Origin of the sequence: Corynebacterium canis, from assembly GCF_030408595.1 — a bacterium.
Classification (GTDB): domain Bacteria; phylum Actinomycetota; class Actinomycetes; order Mycobacteriales; family Mycobacteriaceae; genus Corynebacterium; species Corynebacterium canis.
Genome location: NZ_CP047080.1, coordinates 2,341,010 through 2,358,760, shown reverse-complemented (window position 1 = coordinate 2,358,760; position 17,751 = coordinate 2,341,010). Strand labels below are relative to the sequence as shown.

The following is a 17,751-nucleotide window of genomic DNA, read 5'->3' as shown; positions in this document are numbered from 1 at the left end:
ATTCGTTACAATTGATGTTAAGAACGGCGTTCCGGATGTTTTGGCGTTTATCTGCAGTGCAGTCATTGCCTTCCAGAGTCGCTCGGCGTCGAGGTTCGTTGAAAAAAGGAGTGGGCCGTGATTTTCGCAGCTGATTCAAGCGCCAGATTACGGGAAGAAAGGGCGCTTAAATGGTTATGCGTAGTTGCGCTTGCACTCACCTTGGTAATGAACATCATTGCAAACACCCTGCGCATCGGCGGTTTCACCACGGGTGAGGTTTCCGAGCGGTACGTCAACTATTTCACGCCGGCTGATTTTACCTTTTCCATTTGGATCGTTATTTACGGGCTTCTTATATGCTATGTTGCGTACCAATTTTCGCCGATTCGGCGGCGCCTGTTCTCGCTGGTGGACAAGGATATTTTTCTCCGAATTGGAGTGCTATTTATCGCTACTTGTCTGATGAATATCGGCTGGATTCTCGCCTGGCATTATCGCGCCATTGACGCCTCATTGCTTTTGATTATTGCGCTATTTGTAGTGCTTTCGATGATTGTCCGCCAAGTGCACAAGGCCACTTATGAGGAGCGTTCCACGGCGGACTATTGCTGCGTCGTGCTGCCGTTTATGGTGTACTTCGGCTGGATCACCATCGCGGTGATAGCCAATGTGAAGGCGTGGCTGGTAAGCATCGGCTGGCATCCGCTGTTTGAAAACCAATCGTTTTGGCTTGGCGCGGCGTTGTTCGTGGGGCTGAGCATGGGCATTTGGAATTCGGTGTATCTGCGTGATTTGGCGTATTCGCTGGTGTTGGTGTGGGCAGTGTTCGGCATCCTAATCAAACATATTGTCGGAGACGAGGGCGTGGGTTCCCACTCCGCCATAGTCGTGCTCCTCGCGGCCACCCTCGCGGTGACGATCGCGAATGCGGTGGGCGTCGGGGTGTTGCAATACCGGCATCGCGCCTAGGATGGTCGTGTGATTGCCCCAGTTCACCTGATCGTCGGCGATGAGCCTTTCCTCGCGGAACGCACTTGCCAGGAACTCACCGCGCAGATTCGACGCCAGGCGGGCGGCGATGTTCCCGTAACTTCGCTGCGTGCCGGCGATATTAAACCGAGTGAGCTCGCAGGCCTGCTCAGCCCCTCCCTGTTTGCCGAGGACCGCATTCTGGTGCTCACCAATACCGACGAAGCCGGCAAAGAACCCGCCCAATTGCTTCTCGACGCCGCGCAGCACCCCGCCCCCGGCATCTTCCTGCTGATCCGGCATTCCGGCGGCGGTCGCACGAAGGCAATGGTAAAACAATTCCGCAAGGTGGCCGAGGTCCACGAGGTCGCACAGATTTCCGCAAAGGATCGCCCTGGCTTTGTCATGGCAGAATTCCGACGGCACCGAGTGAAGGTAACGCCGGACGTCGTGCATGCGGTCCTTGAGGGCGTCGGCAGTGACCTGCGGGAATTGGCATCGGCGGTGAGCCAACTCGTTGCGGATACGGGCGGTGAAGTCACCGTAGAAAAAGTCCATGCGTATTACGCCGGGGTGGCCGAGGTCAGCGGCTTCGACATCGCCGACCTCGCCTGCACGGGGCAAACCGTCCGAGCGGTCGCCTCCACACGACGCGCCCTGCAACTCGGCATAAGCCCCGTCGTGCTGGCCGCCGCGCTCTCCGGAAATGTCGGGGCAATCGCACGCTTGTACACAACGCGCGGGGCCGTCAATACCTATCAGCTCGCGGGCGCCGCTGGCGTGCCAGCCTGGAAAGTAGACAAGATTGCCCGCATGGCTCGACGCTGGTCGGGGGACGCGGTGTCGAAAGCCGTCATAATCGTCGGGGAGCTCGACGCCGCCGTCAAAGGCCACGGCGCCGACCCCGAATACGCAATCGAAACAGCCGTGCGCGAGATCGCGGAGCTTGCGGGGTAGCGTGCGAGAAATGGAAAACCCACGCCGAATACGGCGCGGGTCACAGTGCGGGAACCTAGCGCAAAGCTAGGCAGACGCGTTTAGGCCATCTTGTTGAAGGCGCGAGCCATGCGAGACTTCTTGTTCGCGGCGTTGTTGCGGTGGAACACACCTTTGGTCACGGACTTGTCCAGGGCGCGGGAAGCAACACGGAGCTGGGTCTCCGCCGCAGCCTTGTCGCCAGCCTCGACGGCCTCGCGGAACTTGCGGATCTCGGTGCGAACAGCAGAGCGAATAGCCTGGTTGCGGACGCGGCGCTTCTCGTTGGTCTTGATGCGCTTGATCTGGGACTTAATGTTAGCCATGAAAGAAAATACCTCTTGGTCTTGATCGAATGTGATGCGACGCCTGCCAGGATTGTTAGGCGCGCGGCGCCGAGCTGCGTGTGTTGGGCGGACCCAAGGTCCTGACCGCCCGCGAACACACGCTCCTATCAAGCGAAGAACATTGGGAGTGTAGCAGGGGGAACCGGGGGAGGGCAAAGCGTTGTTGCTGCGTCACAAGCAGTTAACGTTCCAAGCGTTTTCGTTTCGATGCTTGTTTCAAAATGATACGTTGTTGATGTTGCAGTGTTCGGGAATGCCGGTGGGATTCCGGCAGCGGCCCTCGCCACTGTATGTTTTGTTGCTTCGTGTCTAGGCTCGGTGTTGGGTCAAGGTCACTGCGCCAGCGGGCGTGGGAAGGCTGAAGGGGCGCGCGGCGGGAACAGAACGAAGCCAGGAGACCGGCTGCAACCGTACACAATAATGTGGCCTGCGAGGTGTTCGGGCCCAGTGATAGAAAGAGTGACATCATGCATATTGCGGAAGGTTTCCTTCCCGCGTCTCATGCTATTGCGTGGGGAGTTGCTGCGGCGCCGTTTGTGGTTCACGGCGCCATGGCGGCGAAAAAACAGATCAAGGAGCAGCCGGAAACGGGGTTATTGTTGGGGGCTGCCGGGGCTTTTACTTTTGTGTTGAGTGCGTTGAAGATTCCGTCGGTGACCGGTTCGTCCTCGCACCCGACGGGCACTGGCCTCGGGGCGGTGTTGTTTAAGCCGCCTGTCATGGCGCTGCTCGGCAGTATCGTACTTTTGTTCCAGGCGTTGTTGCTCGCTCACGGCGGCATCACCACGTTAGGTGCGAATATCTTTTCGATGGCCATCGTGGGGCCTTGGGTGGGTTACGCCATCTGGAGGGTGTCTCGAAAGGCTGGTCTATCGGCGAGCGTCGCCATCTTCCTCGCCGCGTTTTTCGCGGACCTCTCCACCTATGTGGTCACGGCGCTGCAGCTTGCCGCCGCGCACCATGCGGCCGGCTTTGGTACCGCAGCCACGACCTTTATGGCGCTGTATGCGCCGACTCAAGTTCCGCTGGCAATCGTGGAGGGCATCGTTACCGTACTGGTGTTCCGTAGCTTAAGCGTTATCGCGACCAAGGAGCTGCGTTTGCTCGGCGTGCTCACCTCGGCGAAGGACGTATCGACGGCGCGTTCTGCGGCGTCGACAAGCACCGTAAAGGAGGGTGCAGTGCAATGAAACCTGCAACTTGGGGTCTGATCGGCCTGGCAATCATTATCGCGGCGTTTCCCATGTTCTTCCACTTCGGCGACCCCACATCCGAAGAACAGTTCGGAGGCACGGATGCTGCCGCAGAAGGCATCGTCGCGGAGCAAAATCCCGACTACACGCCGTGGTTTGAACCGCTCGTCGGCGAACTGCCGGGCGAGGTCGAATCCGGCCTATTCGCCTTGCAAGCGGCACTCGGCGCGGGCGTTTTGGGCTACGCCTTGGGCAACTACCGCGGCCGCTCCAAGGCCGTAATAGAACACGAAGCCGAAGATTCGGCGGGCGCTACCACGGCGTGAACGCACTGGAACTCGCCGCCGCGCGCAGCCGTTGGGCAGGGGTGAGCGTCGGCGAGAAAGCGACTCTGCTCCTTGGCATGACCTTTTGCGTCATCGCCTTGCCGCCGTTGCCCGCGCTGCCGCTCTTCGCCGCAGTCGTACTTGTGTGCGCATATCTCGCGCGTGTTCCTTGGCGTCTTTACGCCGGACTTGTCGCCGCCCCCGCCGCTTTTATCGCGCTTGGTCTTGGCCCGCTCATTTTTGCGATTACCACCGAGGGGATCGTGCTTATCGATGGCGGGGTGGCGCAGGCCGCCACCGTCCTTGGGCGCTCCATTGTGGCGATGAGCTCCACGATGTTATTCGCTTGCACCACGCCGATGGCGCAATTGCTTGGTTGGTGCGGGCGGATCGGGATCCCGAGTTCGATCGTGCATGTGATGGCGTTGACATACCGGATGATCGCCACGCTGATCGCCACGGCGCGGACCATGTGGGAGGCGCAAGCCGCACGATTGGGTCACACAAACATGCGAAGGTGGATTCGATCCGTCGCGGGGCTGATCGCAGCGCTCTTTGTGGTGGCCTTTACCCGCGCGCGGCGCCTCGGCGAAGGGGTCTCATTGCGCGGCGAACTCGCGACCATGCATCTCGTGGGCAGCTCCCAAGGTGCCGCCACGCGCTGGGGCTATTTGGCTGGTTACGTGGCGCTCTTGGTGGCTGTGACGTTAGTAAGTTTGTTTGTCCCGATGTGAGGCTTGTTGGCACCCATGAATCCCCCTACCGCGCTCGTACAAATTAGCGACGCCACATTTGCCCACGAGGGCAACCCAAACATCTTTGAAGGCGTAAGCCTAAGCATTTTGCCTGGCGACCGAATCGCCTTGCTTGGACCGAACGGATCCGGGAAATCCACCCTGTTTCGCCTGCTCTGTGGCGCTTGGTCGCCCACCGCTGGGGTGGTGCGCGTCAAGGGCCAGGTGTTGGATCGGAAGAAAAAGAGCCGCAACTACGCTCGGTCTGTGGTGCAATTGGTGCTTCAGGAACCCGACGATCAGATTTTCGCTTTGTCTGTGCGCGACGATGTTTCCTTCGGTCCGATGAATCAAGGTTTGGATTCGAAGGCAATCGCACAGCGTGTCGAATCCGCTTTGGTTGCCGCCGAGGTTGCGGATCTTACCGACCGCGTTCCCCAGCAACTTTCTTATGGCCAGCGCAAACGCGTCGCACTCGCCGGCGCCTTGGCCATGCAACCCGAAGTGCTCATGCTGGACGAGCCCACTGCTGGCCTGGATCCCGCTGGCTGCGCCCAATTGCTTCAAACGCTTGAGCGAATCGACGCGGCGGTAATCCTGTCTACGCACGACGTGAATCTCGCATATGCGTTCGCCAAGACGGCTGTTGTAATCCACGAAAAACGCCTGATCAGTGGTCCCGTCGATGAAATCATGTGCAATCAGCAACTCCTCAAGGCGGCTCGCCTCGAATTGCCTTGGGCCCCTTTTGTTTCCGCCGCCCTCGGTGAACCGGTTCGCACGCCTGAGGACCTCGTTACCCGCGGGCACTAGCCCAACATTGCGCGCGGCCTATCGGCGGAGGTGCGTTTGGCGGCCAGTTGGGATAGGTTGCGCGCGGCAGATGAAGTTTTTTACACACGAAAGCCGGATTCTGTGTAATTTTCATCATCTGGGGCCGCCCAGGGCCGCTGTTGCGATACTTTTTACACAGATTTCGGGATTTTGATGTAAAAAATATCGGTAGACACCGTTTAACTCTGCGCTTGGCAATGGCTTGTGTACAACCGACCGTATTAGAATGGCGCACGAAACGGAATTCGGCCATGGTCCAACAAGGGTAGCGAGTTTCAAGGCCGTAGAATGGCTGCTGCGACGGGTTGTATCGAGAGTCCAAAATATATATGTGTATAAGCTACTGCCTAGGTTACGGGTGGAGCTCCGGATTTGAGCGTTGACGGGTGTCGGTTTACCAGAATGTTGCCATGGCTGATCGCCAGGTCGGGGAGAATCCTTCGACGGTTACGGATATATCATATTTTCCTTAGCGTGCCTCCGTTTGTGGTGCTGGCTTTGGGAAAGTGCCTGCGCATCGCCGTGATTTGTGGTGAATTACTGTGGGGTGTTCGTGGAAGTGCGGTGGGATGGCCATTTAGGTGCCGAAGCTAGGGCGGTTTTTGAGTGTTTGGTGGCCAGTTGGGATGGGTTGCGCGCGGCAGATGAAGTTTTTTACACACGAACGCCGGATTCTGTGTAATTTTCATCATCTGGGGCCGTCCTGAGGCCCAGCCGCGATACTTTTTACACAGATTCCGGGATTTCGATGTAAAAAATATCGGTAGACACCGTTCAACTCCGCGCTTGACAATAGCTTGTGTGCAACCGACCATATCAGAATGGCGCACGAAACGGAATTCGGCCATGGTCCAACAAGGGTAGCGAGTTTCAAGGCCGCAGAATGGCTGCTACGACGTATCGGTTTGAAAGCCACGGCGAAAAATCAAACGCCCAACTCACACACGCACCAAGAAAAGCCAGACAACCCACACACGCACCAGGAAAGGCCAGACAACCCCCACACGCACCACGAAAAGCGGGTCTAGCCCCAGCCGTATTCTTTGCGCAGGCGGTTGGCAATGCGTTCGAAGCGTTGGCGGGGGATGATGGCACCTTGGCGGCGGATATGCAGTTCGGGCACTTCCAACACTTTGTCCAAACGCACCCAACATTGGCGGCTAGCTTCGTCCCAGGCACCGGCGCCAATGTCTAGCCAGTTGTGTTCTTCTTTGTGGGCGTCGTCGGGGGAGATCAGCAGGCCTAGGATATTGTGGGCGGCGCGCCCCACCACCACGATGGCGCGTTCCATCGGCGGTTTGTCTGGCCCGTTGGTGTTTACCATGATCCACACCACTTCGCCGGGGTCTGCTTGCCCGTCCATGTCGGGGGCGTAGTAGAGGCTCCGCGCCAGTGCATGTGTGGGTTTGGCGTTGACTACTGCGATGGCGCGCCGGCGTGGTTCGTCGTTGGGCGGGGCGTCGAGACCCAAACGGTCGCCTAGGTGTGCGAGTCCGCGGTCGAGGGCACGGTCGTGCAGGGACGCGTCTTTGTTTGAAGCCTTACGCAGCATTCGATCAAGTATGCGAAGCCCCACGAGGCGCCTAGTGGTGCGTCGAGCCAACGTAAGTAGCCGGGTGAATCGGCGGGAGTTTTTGCGTCCCATGAATGTCTAGCGTAGTACGGGGGGTTGGCGGTGTGTCACATTTGCACAAACACGCAGGTGAGCAGTGTCCAACTGTGCGAATGTGGGCAGCTTAAACTTCTGCCGCGCCTCGGGTAATGTTGGGTGGGTTATATCAGGAAAGGGACGCTCAATACTATGGCCAGCAATTTTGCGGAAGCGACGTTTACTAGCCCGGCGCAGATCCGGAACTTCTGCATCATCGCGCATATTGACCACGGCAAATCTACGCTTGCAGACCGAATTCTGCAGCTCACCGGGGTTGTGGAGGAGCGCGATATGCGCGATCAATACCTAGACAATATGGATATTGAGCGGGAGCGTGGCATTACCATCAAGGCTCAAAATGTGCGTCTGCCGTGGGTGCCGCGGAGTGGAAAGCATGCGGGCGAACAGATCGTTATGCATTTGATTGATACCCCCGGGCACGTGGATTTTACGTACGAGGTATCGCGCGCGCTCGAGGCCTGTGAAGGTGCCATTTTGCTTGTCGACGCCGCGCAAGGCATCGAGGCGCAGACCTTAGCGAACCTGTACTTGGCCATGGAAAACGATCTTGAAATCATCCCTGTGTTGAACAAGATTGACCTGCCCGCAGCGGACCCGGAAAAGTACTCTTTGGAAATCGCTCACATTATCGGTTGTGAGCCAGAGGATGTGTTGCGTGTTTCAGGCAAGACCGGCGCGGGTGTGCCTGAGCTTCTCGACCGTGTGTGTGAGCTCGTGCCTGCCCCTTCCACCGATGCCGCCCCGGATGCGCCCGCACGCGCAATGATTTTCGATTCTGTCTATGACACCTATCGCGGCGTGGTCACCTATATTCGCATGGTGGACGGCCGCCTGGAACCGCGGCAGAAGATCCGCATGATGTCTACCGGCGCCACGCACGAGTTGCTGGAGATCGGCATCGTGAGCCCCACGCCGAAGAAGTGCCAAGGTTTGGGGCCCGGCGAGGTGGGCTACCTGATTACCGGCGTGAAGGACGTCCGCCAGTCCAAGGTCGGTGACACCGTGACTTGGGCGAACAAAGGTGCGGAAGTGCCGCTAAAGGGTTACGAGGAGCCGAAGCCGATGGTGTATTCCGGGCTGTTTCCGATTTCCCAGGCGGACTATCCGGACCTCCGCGATGCGCTGGAAAAACTCCAGCTTAACGACGCCGCGCTCACCTTCGAACCCGAAACCTCCGTCGCCCTTGGCTTTGGCTTCCGGTGTGGATTCTTGGGGTTGCTGCACATGGAGATCACCCGGGATCGCCTGCAACGCGAGTTCGATTTGGACCTTATTTCCACGGCGCCTTCGGTGAACTACCGCGTGGTTGCCGAGGATGGAACCGAGCTTATGGTGCATAACCCCTCGGACTGGCCCGGCGGGAAACTCAAGGAAGTGTGGGAGCCGATCGTCAAGGCCACCATTATCGTGCCCGCCGAATTCGTGGGTACGACGATGGAGCTGTGTCAGTCCAAGCGCGGCCAGATGGGTGGCATGGATTACCTTTCCGAGGATCGTGTGGAACTCCGCTACACCATGCCCTTGGGCGAAATCATTTTCGACTTTTTTGATATGTTGAAATCCCGCACCAAGGGCTACGCTTCCCTGAACTACGAGGAGGCGGGCGAACAGCAGGCCAACCTGGTGAAGGTGGACATCCTCCTGCAAGGGGAGCCTGTGGACGCCTTTAGCGCCATCGTGCACAGGGACAACGCCCAATGGTACGGCAATAAAATGACCGTCAAGCTCAAGGAACTTATCCCTAGGCAGCAATTCGAGGTGCCCGTACAGGCCGCAATTGGGTCAAAGGTGATCGCCCGCGAAAACATCCGCGCATTGCGCAAAGATGTTCTGGCCAAATGCTACGGCGGCGATATTTCACGCAAGCGCAAATTGCTGGAAAAGCAGAAGGAAGGCAAAAAGCGCATGAAGAACATTGGTTCGGTTTCGGTGCCCCAGGAGGCATTCGTGGCCGCGCTGAGTACGGATGAGGGATAACCTGCTGGGGGTTTCTTCACGGTCCTTGGTTTGAGTGACCAAGAACGCCCCTAAAATCTGCCCCGGGCCGAGTGGTTGGTGCGCGCCGTGGGTAACGGCCGCCTGGAAAACCCTGGAAACGGCATCGGTTGTGCACCGCCGCACCGCCGGACTCCGCACCGAACGCCCATGTACGATCTGCCTCGCTGCGCGGGATCTGCCTTGTTTTCGGGCCGGATTTTCCTGGGGAAACGCGGCCACGCAGGATCTGCCTCAGGCACATCTGCACGCCGCTGACCGGGCGGCCTGGCTGACGCCGTTGCGCCCGGCGACGATGAAACCGTTAGCAAAAGCTCCATTATGTGTGGCGGCGCGCCACATCGCGGACAAGCTGCGCATTCACACCGTGCTTGGGCAAACGTGGGGAAGGCTTGTGGGCGGTTACACCCGATGGTTGCGGGCGGCCGAGGTTGGGATATTGTTGGGGTACATTCTGGCACGGAACTGAACATTGCATAACGACAATTGGCTGAATGAAATGAATACACTCCGGAAAATACTAAGGTTTACTACTCTATTGGTAGTGATCGTAAACGTATGCCTTGCGTACTTTCATTTTATTGAGCCACGGCAGGCAGTGTTGATCACTGTTGGGCTAGAGTTTTTACTCGCGTTGATTTTCATTTTCTTTGCTGGCGAAGGGATTCGCAGGTATCGTCAAGCGCGAAGCGAAGGTTTGAGCTTTTCGGAATCGTTGTTGCGGTTTGCCGCAGAGGTAGTTCCTGGCCCAGTAATGAAGCTGGCCAAACATGAGCTGGATATGTGGAAGCTGTTGGGGTTTTGGCTGCGACGCAAAATAAATGCACCGGCAGACGCGGTGACCTTTAAATATGGCACCGAACAACGGGCGATTTTTATCGTGCTTATCTTGGTGTCGATCGTTGAGATCGTGGTTATCGATCTCATTGTGCCCTGGCAAACCGTCCGCACTATCATCGTGGTTGTTTCGATTTACGGGGCTATTTGGCTTTTTCTGTTCTTTAAATCGTTTCGCATCAACCCCCACTATATCGATGATCGTGAACTCGTCTTAAGGGTGGGATTGCTCGCCGAATTGGTTATTGGGTTGCAGCATGTCAAGCAGGTCCGTGCCGCTCATAAAACGTGGGGGAACAAGTTTTTGTCCATTGAGGCCGGCCGAGCCGTGATTAAGCATGGCAGCGATACCAATATTGAAATTGTATTGCGTGAACCTGTTTCTGGCATTGCAAAGGATAACGCCGAACCAGTGGATCACGTTTATTGTGCTGTAGATAATCCGCAGGAATTCGTAGAAATCTGCAAGGGCAAAATACTCGATGGTTAACGCGGCGGGAGGGGTTTGCGGGGTGAAATTCTGGTGGCGGTATTTGGCGCGGCGTCGATAAGCGGCTGCGTAGTTATGCTGGGGGTTGTGGGTGTTGTTGAAATTGTGAGCATTGTTTCGACGGTTATTTCGGCGGGCGCGTTGGGGGCCGTGGTGGTGCAGATTCGGTCGGATTCGGCGTATCGGCGCGCGGAGGAAGAGATTAGGAAAGCGCTGCTGCGGAAGGTGTTCGCCAAGATGGTTTCGGCTTGGGTGGAGCAGCCAGACCAGCGCCGCATTACGGTACAGAATCGTGCTGACCAGCCGATATATCATGTGGTGGTCCGCTTGGTGCTAAAGGGCGCGGACGGCGTGACGGTGCTGCGGCAGATCCCAGAGTATGTGGTTTCGCCGGGCAGGTACACGCTGGAGATCGGGGAGGTAGATGTGGGCCCGCGTTCGACTTTTTGGGTGGATATCGTGTTTCGGGATGTGCTGGGCAATTGTTGGTGGCGGGATTGCGATGGGGTGCTGCACGAATTGACGGTGTCTTCGTTTGGCTTTGCGGGCGTGGTTGAGCCGTTCCGGACTGGGCAGTATGTTCGGGTAGATTAAACGCCCAGCATGCCGGGCGAATATTTGTGCGAATGGCGTGGGGTGGTTGTTTCGGGCGCTCGCTAAGCTTTGCTTTCATGATGCCAATTGAGGTTACGGTTTTTGCATTAAGTGCTGGGTGTCCACGCGCGGTGATGCTGGTGGACGGCGAGGATTCTGCGGGTGACTGCATTGATTTGATCGCGGCGGGGTTATCGGCGATTCCAAGCTCGGCGGTGTTGGTGCTGGGTACGCGCGGCGACAAGACGAAATGGATCGGCCCAGCCGCGGACTACCCAGAGGGGTTGATCGATGTGGACAGTTGTGCGATCAACTTTGATGAACTCTTAAACTACGACGAGCTTCAGCTGGTGCTTTCGGAGGAACATGGCTGGCGCTGCATGATGACATTGAACTTAGATGTGGATTTGCAGCCGTGGGATCGCCTGCCGCAGGTGGTTTCCCGCACCGGCCTGTGGGATCCGGAAACAAATTCGGATGTGGTGAGCGCTGCGCTGCGGTGGGAGGACGCCGAAGATTTGGAGCAGCTTAAGGAGGAGTTTTTCCCGGAGTTGCTCATTCCGGCGCTGGAGTTTTTGGCGAGCCTGCCGGAAGAACCAGATACGGCGGCGGACGCCGACCTGCGGATGAAACTTGTGTTCGCCTTGCAGCTTGGCTATTTGCCGGCGGAATTACTTGCCGAGGTTCCGAATATTGTTTCGCATACGACGCTGTGTAGCGTGTACGTGGTCGCCCGGTACCTCGTTCAAGAACACGGCCCGTTGACGGTATTGGAGGACGGCAGCATCGACCCGGATAGCGTGTTGGCGATCCTTGAATTCGATCAACTTGCGGACCGTTTTATCACAACCGCGGCGCCAAACAGCGCTGCGGAATGCATGGAGGAATTCGATAGCTTTATCGCAGACATTGAGGCCATGTGGGATATTGGCTACCTTGAGCTGCGGGAAGGGCGCCTTGAGCTCACCGAACGTGCACTCGAATTGTGGGAGCGGGGTGAGGCCCACGGGCTAGCGGAACTGGTGTTCGTCAGCGCGTTTGTTGAGCGCTAATATAGTATCGGCAAGGGGTCATTATCCACGGTGACGACGCCGCGAGCATTCGCTCACATGTGCGCCATTACCTTGCAACATGGCAGCCGTCTAGGGGCTCACCTATTTTCCCCTCCACCGCGGAACGCATGTGGAAGGCACTGACATTTGCCAAATTGCAATGACCCCTTGCCTTGCAAAACATTCTACTATGCTTCAATTGGGCTGCTCCGTGGGGTCAATAAAAACGCCGCAACCGCAGGTGATGCAGCAAAACCATGCCCGCGCTTATCGACGCCGCGGCTATACAACCGCTGCGGCCACGTATGGCACTGCGATCATCGCCGCCCAGATCGTAGCTAGTGCCAACCAGTCGAAAATTTGCACGTGCTGCTCGTGGTGAGTCGTTCGTGTTGGCGAAGACGCAAATTGGCGGTTTTCCAGCGCCAGGGCGGTCGTGTCGGCGTGCCGGAAGGACGCTACAAGCAGGGGAATCACCAGTTTTCGGCTCATGGCCAGCTGCTTGAGGCGGCTGCCGCGAGCATCGACCCGTAATTGCGTGGCCATGCTGGAGCATTCCCGCCGCATCACGGCATGGAAGCGGCCGCCGAGGGTAATGGCGTCTACGAGCGGGTAGGGGATTTTAAATTGCTGGATCAGGGTATCGGTAAGGACCGGCCAGCGTACGGCGCTGAGCGGCACGACGAAAATCAGCAATAAACTCGCCATGCGCACTGCGAGCATCGAAGCGGCGTGCAAGCCTAACCACGGCCAAAAGCTCACACTAATAAAGCAAAAGGTGACCACGGCGGCGCCCAGGATCTTGCCGGCTGTGCGGAGCCCGAGGAGTAGGGAACAGAGCGAGCAGATGACGATAAAGGTCAAGGGTACGTAGGGTTCCTTGGCCAGCAGGATCGACCAAATTGCTGGAAAAGGCAGGAGTACCAGCACCAATGGATGCGGAAAGGTTTTCGAATTGGTCATGGGGTGCTGGGGCCTTTCACCTCTTCGATGTCTTGGATTTCGCCGTTACGCAGGCGCAGACGGTGGGTGGCCAGGGCGTCGATAAGCAGGGTGTCGTGAGTGGCCATCAGGGTGACGCGGCGGCTGGCGTCGCGGGCAATCATATCGATGACTTGGCGGGTGCCCGTGAGGTCTTGCGAATACGAAGGTTCGTCGAGGAGGGCAAGACGCCGAGTGCGGTCGCCGAGGGCACGCGCCAAGGCGAGGCGCTGCCGTTGGCCGCCCGAAAGCATGAGCGGATGTGTGGTCGTTTCGGTGGCTAGGCCGACGTCGGCAGCTGGGAAAGCGCCGTCGAGCTCCTCCGCGACAGAGCCGCGCAAGAGGTAATGGGCGCCGCGTTGTGGCAACCACGCGATACCTTTTCGCAATAGCTTTCGATTTCTTGTGAGTTCGCGAAGCAGGGTGGATTTGCCGGAGCCATTCGGGCCCAATACTGCCATAATGCTGCCGAGCGGTAACTTGGCGAACCCAAGGTCGATGGTCTCCGCTTGCGCATGCCCGGTGTTGGAAATGGCGGTGGGGAAGCTCGAACCCGGCATTCGGATGCCGTAATCGCCCGGGTTTGGCGGCGGGGCGGGACCATCCCATTCGATCGTGCCTTCGGGGCCGAGAATGATCATGCGATCGAGATAGGGCAAGTGGCAATCGACATTGTGGTCGATAGCGATAATGGTCTTGTCGGTGGCGGAGGTCAGTGTTTGTAGGAAGGTGGCTCGCGCGGAACGGTCGAGCTGGGAGGTGGCCTCATCCAAGACTAAAACCGGGGTATCTTGCGCGAGGGAAGCGGCGAAGGCGAGGCGTTGCTGTTCGCCGCCAGATAGCCGCATGGGATCGCGGTCTGCCGGCAGGTGATCCAACCGCACCTTTTGCAGCAATTCGAATGCGCGAGCGGTACCCGTGGAGGCGTCTATATTGCGGTAATCAAGCGGGAGGCGAGCTTCGTCGAGAAGCGAACGTCCGCACATTTGAGCGGCGGGGTCTTGCCATACAACGGCGGCTGGTCCGCCATCAATCGTGCCGGTCACGGTGGCGGAACTACAGCCCGCGAGGGCGAACGCAAGGCTGGATTTGCCGGAACCCGTCGGGCCGCAGATGAGCGTGTAGCTGCCGGGTACAAAGCTTAGGTCTAGACCATGGAAAAGCGTGGTGCCGTCGCGGTATGTCAGGGTGAAGTCGCGGATAATCATGCGGTGCCGATGTTGAGTTCCTGCAATTTGCGGGCTAGGTAAAAGGCGAGCGCGCCGTACGTGGCACCGGTGGCTATGCGGACAACCAAAGCCGTGATTATCAGTTTTGCGGGCAGGCTGGTGAACTCTGGGAACATGAACATAAAGCCGAATGACATGATGCCAACGGCTACGCCTGCGGCCATCGCCCACCACACGTTTAAGCGCCATGTGGAGCGGAACGGAAGTGCGAATAGTTCGACGATTACGGCGGCAATAAACACCATTCCGCCGCCGCCCACGAGGCCGATAAAGCCGGTGATAAGCGCGGCGCCCGAGCGGCGAACCAAGAGCGTGGCCATGATAACCGGTACGAACCAGGGCAGTGGTGCTGGGAAGGAAAGCCAAGGTAGGGAGGCTGTGATGGCAATGGTTACTACGCGGGTGATGGCGACGATGCCCACCGCTAACGCGCCTAGCACGACGCAAATCATGAGGGGACGCGCGGTGAGCAATTTAGGGAATGGTGTAGCTGACATGCAGTGCTCCGTCGGTCGTGGTTAGTTAGTCTAACCTTAGTGGCAGGGCTAAGGTGTGTCTATGGGGCTGGTCACGGCTCGCACGCATGTTCTAACTTGAAGGAGAACTTATGCCCGGAAGGGTTCGGCCCGCGCCGCTCACCCGCGAACGTATTGTCGAAGCCGGCATTGCCTTGACGATGCTAAAGGTGACCGTACGAGGCGTGGCGCAGCAACTTGGCGTGAGCGAATTGTCGGTGTATCGGCACGCGAAAAACATCGAAGGCTTGCGGCGCATCGTTGCAGATGGGATTTGTTTACGGGCCGAATTTCCGCCGCCGAAAAGCGATGACCCCCGCGAGGCGCTACACGAACATGCGGCCTATATGTGCGAGTTTACTCGGGCGTACCCAGGAATTGCCGAATATCTGCTACGGCGCAACCCGGTGTCCGATCAGGTGCTGGTGGCGCTCAACGCACACCACGAGGCGTTCGCACACAAATACGGATGGGATCTAGGCGTTTCGAGCGTGATACTTTCCACGATTACGCGGTATGTTGTGGTGGGCGGGAGCTTTGTGCTTGAACAGGCGCCGTCGCACCACCCCGAATTGGTCGAGCTGATTGAATCCGACCGTTTTCCGGCGCTCGCCGCGGGCATTGCGCTGGGCGTCAAGCTCGGTGATCCGATGGTCTACACCACTTCCGCCCTTATTGACGGCTTGTTGCGCCGCTTCGTGGCAAGCTGAAACAACTCGCGCACACAGGCGCCGGCCCTAATATTGTTCGAACCTTTGTTTGTCTGCGCGGCGAACGTCCGGCGGGGTCGCGGCTGTGGAGCGGCGACCTTAGCACTTATTGAGCAAAGCGGGGGGAGAACATATTACCGATTGCCGACAATTGGTCGCGGCGAAAATCCGATACCTCCAGCGTGACCGCTTATATCGTACGCAACCAGCGCAAACATTGGGGGTATCGTGGGTGGTACCCATGTGTTGTCGGGAGGATTCGCTTTAGAGTCTGATTGTATGCGCCCCGTGAATGTGAAGTTGACTGCAAAGAATATCTATAACCCGCCGCGAGCGATCATGTTTATTGACGGCTCCCAGCCTATAGAACACGCGCTCGAATTGATTGTTGCGGGCCTGTACGGTACGCCGGATCCCACGATTACGCTGTGCGGCGAGCTCGACGGTTCACCGCAGTGGATGGGCTTTGCGGACTATCACTTCGACGGCACCCTCGATATCGATATCACCGGATGGGTGTTCGATGATCTTATGAAGTTCCGCAACTTGGAATTGGTGCTGATCGGCCTCACGAACTGGCGGTTTTCCATGCGGCTTTCGCACGGGGAGCCGCCCTCCACTTTCGAGATTCCCATGGTAGCGGCCGCTTCTGGCAAGGTAATTCCCTCGCTGCCATCGTCGCTTGTCGACGCCGCGAACCGAGCCGCAGATGGCATGTCCATCGATCCTTCGCTCTGCCGCCCCTTGGCTAATTTCGCAGAGTCTGTCGAATGGAAGCCATTTTTCCTGCCGTTTTGCAATCAGTATATGAAGCAGGTCCTTGCGTTGCGGGCCGCTGGCAAACCGGCGGCGTGGGTGCGATTCGCCGAGGAGATCGCCGACAAAGATGTGAACAAATGTGCGCCGATGGTGGCGGCGTATTTGCAGCGGGAGGTGAAGTTCCTGCGCGTCGGTGCGGACGGCCAATTGACGCCGACCGCGCTGAAAATGCTGCTCGAATATGACCTGCGCACAACGGGAGTGTTCAAAGGTCAGGTCGAGCACATGCGCCTGCCGCGCATCAAGCATTATCCGAAGCTCCAGAAAACCATCGACGTCATGCTTCGCGCCGACCTCCTGATCCAGGCCCCCGCCGGGATCTGCCTTACGGATCGCGCCCTCGAATTGCTCAAGGCCGCCGAACAGGGGAACTATTTGCCGCTGGCTTTCCTCGGCCCACTCACCGAAATCGCCATCGAAGACAATAGCGAAAGCTTGCTGAAAGACGAGTTCCCCGTCGTGCCGCGCACCAAGCTTCAGGGCGATTTTCACACCTTTGTTGAAGAACGCCTCAGCGACTTCCCCGACTTTTCCGAGGTTACCGAACGTCCGTTCCGGCGGCGCCAAGAGCTTGACGACGCCCCGCGCACACAGCGGGTACGTTTCCCCGGCGAACGAGTGGCGCGGGCGTCGACAAGCCGCATGGAACACCTGCACTTGCGTATGGTGCTCAAGGACGTGAAACCCGTGGTGAGCCGCGTGATTCGAATCCCGGCGCACCTGAGCGTGGAAGAGGGCGTGCCCGATCTGCTGAAGCTGTTTGGTTGGGGCGCGGAACAGGCGTGGCGGATCACCTATGTGCAGGACAAGCATTCGTACACAATTGCGCCCAGCGCGGAGGGCGTACACGACTCCCACTACGTTGCCCCGGCCGATGTTCAACTCGCCCAAGTGTTCGCACCGAAGTTTCGCGTTGCCCTTGGTTATGACTCGCGGGCCGGCTGGGAAATGGAAGTGGTAAATACCGGCAGCGATTTCGGGCCGCACTCCATCAAGGTGCTAAAAGCCAAACATGCGTGCCCACCCGAAGGTTGCGATGGGCCTAGCGGGTACCAGCAATTGCGCGACATCCGCCGTCAAGGTGCCAGCTACCTGCAACAACACCCCAATACGCCGCGCGAGTGGTTTGCAAAGGAGCGGCAGCTTGCGGAATCTATGCAGGATCCGCAGCAGCCGCAATACCCGGCAGGATACCAGCTGTAGAAACGTACAATTGTTCTATGGCTGGACGGCGAGGCAAAGCTGCGGGGCGCGATCCGTGGAACCATAACATTGCGTACCACCCCTGGATAGCTCGACGAGCGCGCGGCAGAGTGCTGGATGTGGGTTGTGGGGACGGGATGCTCGCGCAAAAACTAGCACAGACATGCGACACCGTGATTGGTTTGGAATGCGATGATATCGGGGTTCCTGTGCGAAAACCTTGTTTAAGCCTTGCTGAAATTCGCAGTATTGCATCTAAGGAATTGCCCGGGGCGTAAATTCGGCGCGGCATTT

At 58.1% G+C, this 17,751-nt stretch carries 17 protein-coding genes and 1 riboswitch; of the genes, 12 read left to right on the top strand and 5 right to left on the bottom strand.

Features of this window, described 5'->3' with window-relative positions; all coding sequences use genetic code 11:
- Positions 1–117 precede the first annotated feature (117 nt).
- Positions 118–951, top strand: coding sequence for a TspO-related membrane protein (locus tag CCANI_RS10435; RefSeq protein WP_494337370.1), 834 nt, complete (start codon positions 118–120; stop codon positions 949–951).
- 12 nt (positions 952–963) lie between these two features.
- On the top strand, positions 964–1,908 hold the full coding sequence (gene holA, locus CCANI_RS10430) for a DNA polymerase III subunit delta (RefSeq protein WP_146323671.1): 945 nt from the start codon (positions 964–966) through the stop codon (positions 1,906–1,908).
- An 80-nt stretch (positions 1,909–1,988) separates the two neighbouring features.
- On the opposite strand, the gene rpsT is transcribed toward holA, so the two are convergent.
- Positions 1,989–2,252, bottom strand: coding sequence for a 30S ribosomal protein S20 (gene rpsT, locus CCANI_RS10425; RefSeq protein ID WP_146323552.1), 264 nt, complete (start codon positions 2,250–2,252; stop codon positions 1,989–1,991).
- Between the two features lie 245 nt (positions 2,253–2,497).
- Positions 2,498–2,694: riboswitch (cobalamin riboswitch) on the top strand.
- 46 nt (positions 2,695–2,740) lie between these two features.
- On the opposite strand from rpsT, the gene CCANI_RS10420 reads away from it, so the two are divergent.
- From CCANI_RS10420 to CCANI_RS10405, 4 genes are read left to right on the top strand one after another with little or no spacing between them, the layout of a single operon-like run.
- Positions 2,741–3,463 carry an energy-coupling factor ABC transporter permease gene (locus CCANI_RS10420; protein ID WP_146323553.1) on the top strand — a complete coding sequence of 241 codons (723 nt, stop codon included), beginning with the start codon at positions 2,741–2,743 and terminating at the stop codon, positions 3,461–3,463.
- Positions 3,460–3,792: an energy-coupling factor ABC transporter substrate-binding protein gene (locus tag CCANI_RS10415; protein ID WP_146323554.1), complete on the top strand. Its 333-nt coding sequence runs from the start codon at positions 3,460–3,462 to the stop codon at positions 3,790–3,792. Before CCANI_RS10420 ends, CCANI_RS10415 begins: the two co-directional genes overlap by 4 nt.
- A complete protein-coding gene (gene cbiQ, locus CCANI_RS10410) occupies positions 3,789–4,526 on the top strand; it encodes a cobalt ECF transporter T component CbiQ (protein ID WP_186750064.1) in 738 nt (245 codons plus the stop codon). The genes CCANI_RS10415 and cbiQ overlap by 4 nt, the downstream gene beginning before the upstream one ends.
- A 15-nt stretch (positions 4,527–4,541) precedes the next feature.
- Positions 4,542–5,339 carry an energy-coupling factor ABC transporter ATP-binding protein gene (locus tag CCANI_RS10405; protein ID WP_146323556.1) on the top strand — a complete coding sequence of 266 codons (798 nt, stop codon included), beginning with the start codon at positions 4,542–4,544 and terminating at the stop codon, positions 5,337–5,339.
- Positions 5,340–6,384: 1,045 nt separating this feature from the next.
- Here the strand turns inward: CCANI_RS10405 and CCANI_RS10400 are convergent.
- Positions 6,385–7,005 carry a type II toxin-antitoxin system PemK/MazF family toxin gene (locus CCANI_RS10400; RefSeq protein WP_246118161.1) on the bottom strand — a complete coding sequence of 207 codons (621 nt, stop codon included), beginning with the start codon at positions 7,003–7,005 and terminating at the stop codon, positions 6,385–6,387.
- Positions 7,006–7,161: 156 nt separating this feature from the next.
- On the opposite strand from CCANI_RS10400, the gene lepA reads away from it, so the two are divergent.
- From lepA to CCANI_RS10380, 4 genes are all read left to right on the top strand, one after another.
- Entirely contained in the window at positions 7,162–9,009 is a 1,848-nt protein-coding gene (gene lepA, locus CCANI_RS10395; protein ID WP_146323557.1) for a translation elongation factor 4, read from the top strand.
- A 562-nt stretch (positions 9,010–9,571) separates the two neighbouring features.
- Complete coding sequence (locus CCANI_RS10390) at positions 9,572–10,354, top strand: hypothetical protein (RefSeq protein WP_146323558.1); 783 nt, start codon at positions 9,572–9,574, stop codon at positions 10,352–10,354.
- A gap of 33 nt (positions 10,355–10,387) precedes the next feature.
- Entirely contained in the window at positions 10,388–10,948 is a 561-nt protein-coding gene (locus CCANI_RS10385; RefSeq protein WP_146323559.1) for a hypothetical protein, read from the top strand.
- Positions 10,949–11,025: 77 nt separating this feature from the next.
- Positions 11,026–12,000, top strand: coding sequence for a hypothetical protein (locus CCANI_RS10380; protein WP_146323560.1), 975 nt, complete (start codon positions 11,026–11,028; stop codon positions 11,998–12,000).
- A 282-nt stretch (positions 12,001–12,282) separates the two neighbouring features.
- Here CCANI_RS10380 and CCANI_RS10375 read toward each other — a convergent pair whose 3' ends face one another.
- Genes CCANI_RS10375 through CCANI_RS10365 form a run of 3 tightly spaced genes read right to left on the bottom strand, consistent with a single transcriptional unit; the run spans position 12,283 to position 14,707 of the window.
- Positions 12,283–12,963, bottom strand: a complete 681-nt coding sequence (locus tag CCANI_RS10375; protein ID WP_146323561.1) for an energy-coupling factor transporter transmembrane component T family protein — start codon at positions 12,961–12,963, stop codon at positions 12,283–12,285.
- Complete coding sequence (locus tag CCANI_RS10370; RefSeq protein ID WP_186750072.1) at positions 12,960–14,189, bottom strand: ATP-binding cassette domain-containing protein; 1,230 nt, start codon at positions 14,187–14,189, stop codon at positions 12,960–12,962. Before CCANI_RS10370 ends, CCANI_RS10375 begins: the two co-directional genes overlap by 4 nt.
- Complete coding sequence (locus tag CCANI_RS10365; protein WP_186750074.1) at positions 14,186–14,707, bottom strand: ABC transporter permease; 522 nt, start codon at positions 14,705–14,707, stop codon at positions 14,186–14,188. Before CCANI_RS10365 ends, CCANI_RS10370 begins: the two co-directional genes overlap by 4 nt.
- Positions 14,708–14,817: 110 nt before the next feature.
- Between CCANI_RS10365 and CCANI_RS10360 the strand changes: the two genes are divergently transcribed.
- Both CCANI_RS10360 and CCANI_RS10355 read left to right on the top strand, forming a co-directional pair.
- Complete coding sequence (locus CCANI_RS10360; RefSeq protein ID WP_146323563.1) at positions 14,818–15,435, top strand: TetR/AcrR family transcriptional regulator; 618 nt, start codon at positions 14,818–14,820, stop codon at positions 15,433–15,435.
- A gap of 279 nt (positions 15,436–15,714) precedes the next feature.
- The gene (locus CCANI_RS10355) at positions 15,715–17,457 is read left to right on the top strand and encodes an IS1096 element passenger TnpR family protein (RefSeq protein ID WP_146323564.1); all 1,743 of its coding nucleotides are present in this window, start codon (positions 15,715–15,717) and stop codon (positions 17,455–17,457) included.
- Positions 17,458–17,751: the final 294 nt, after the last annotated feature.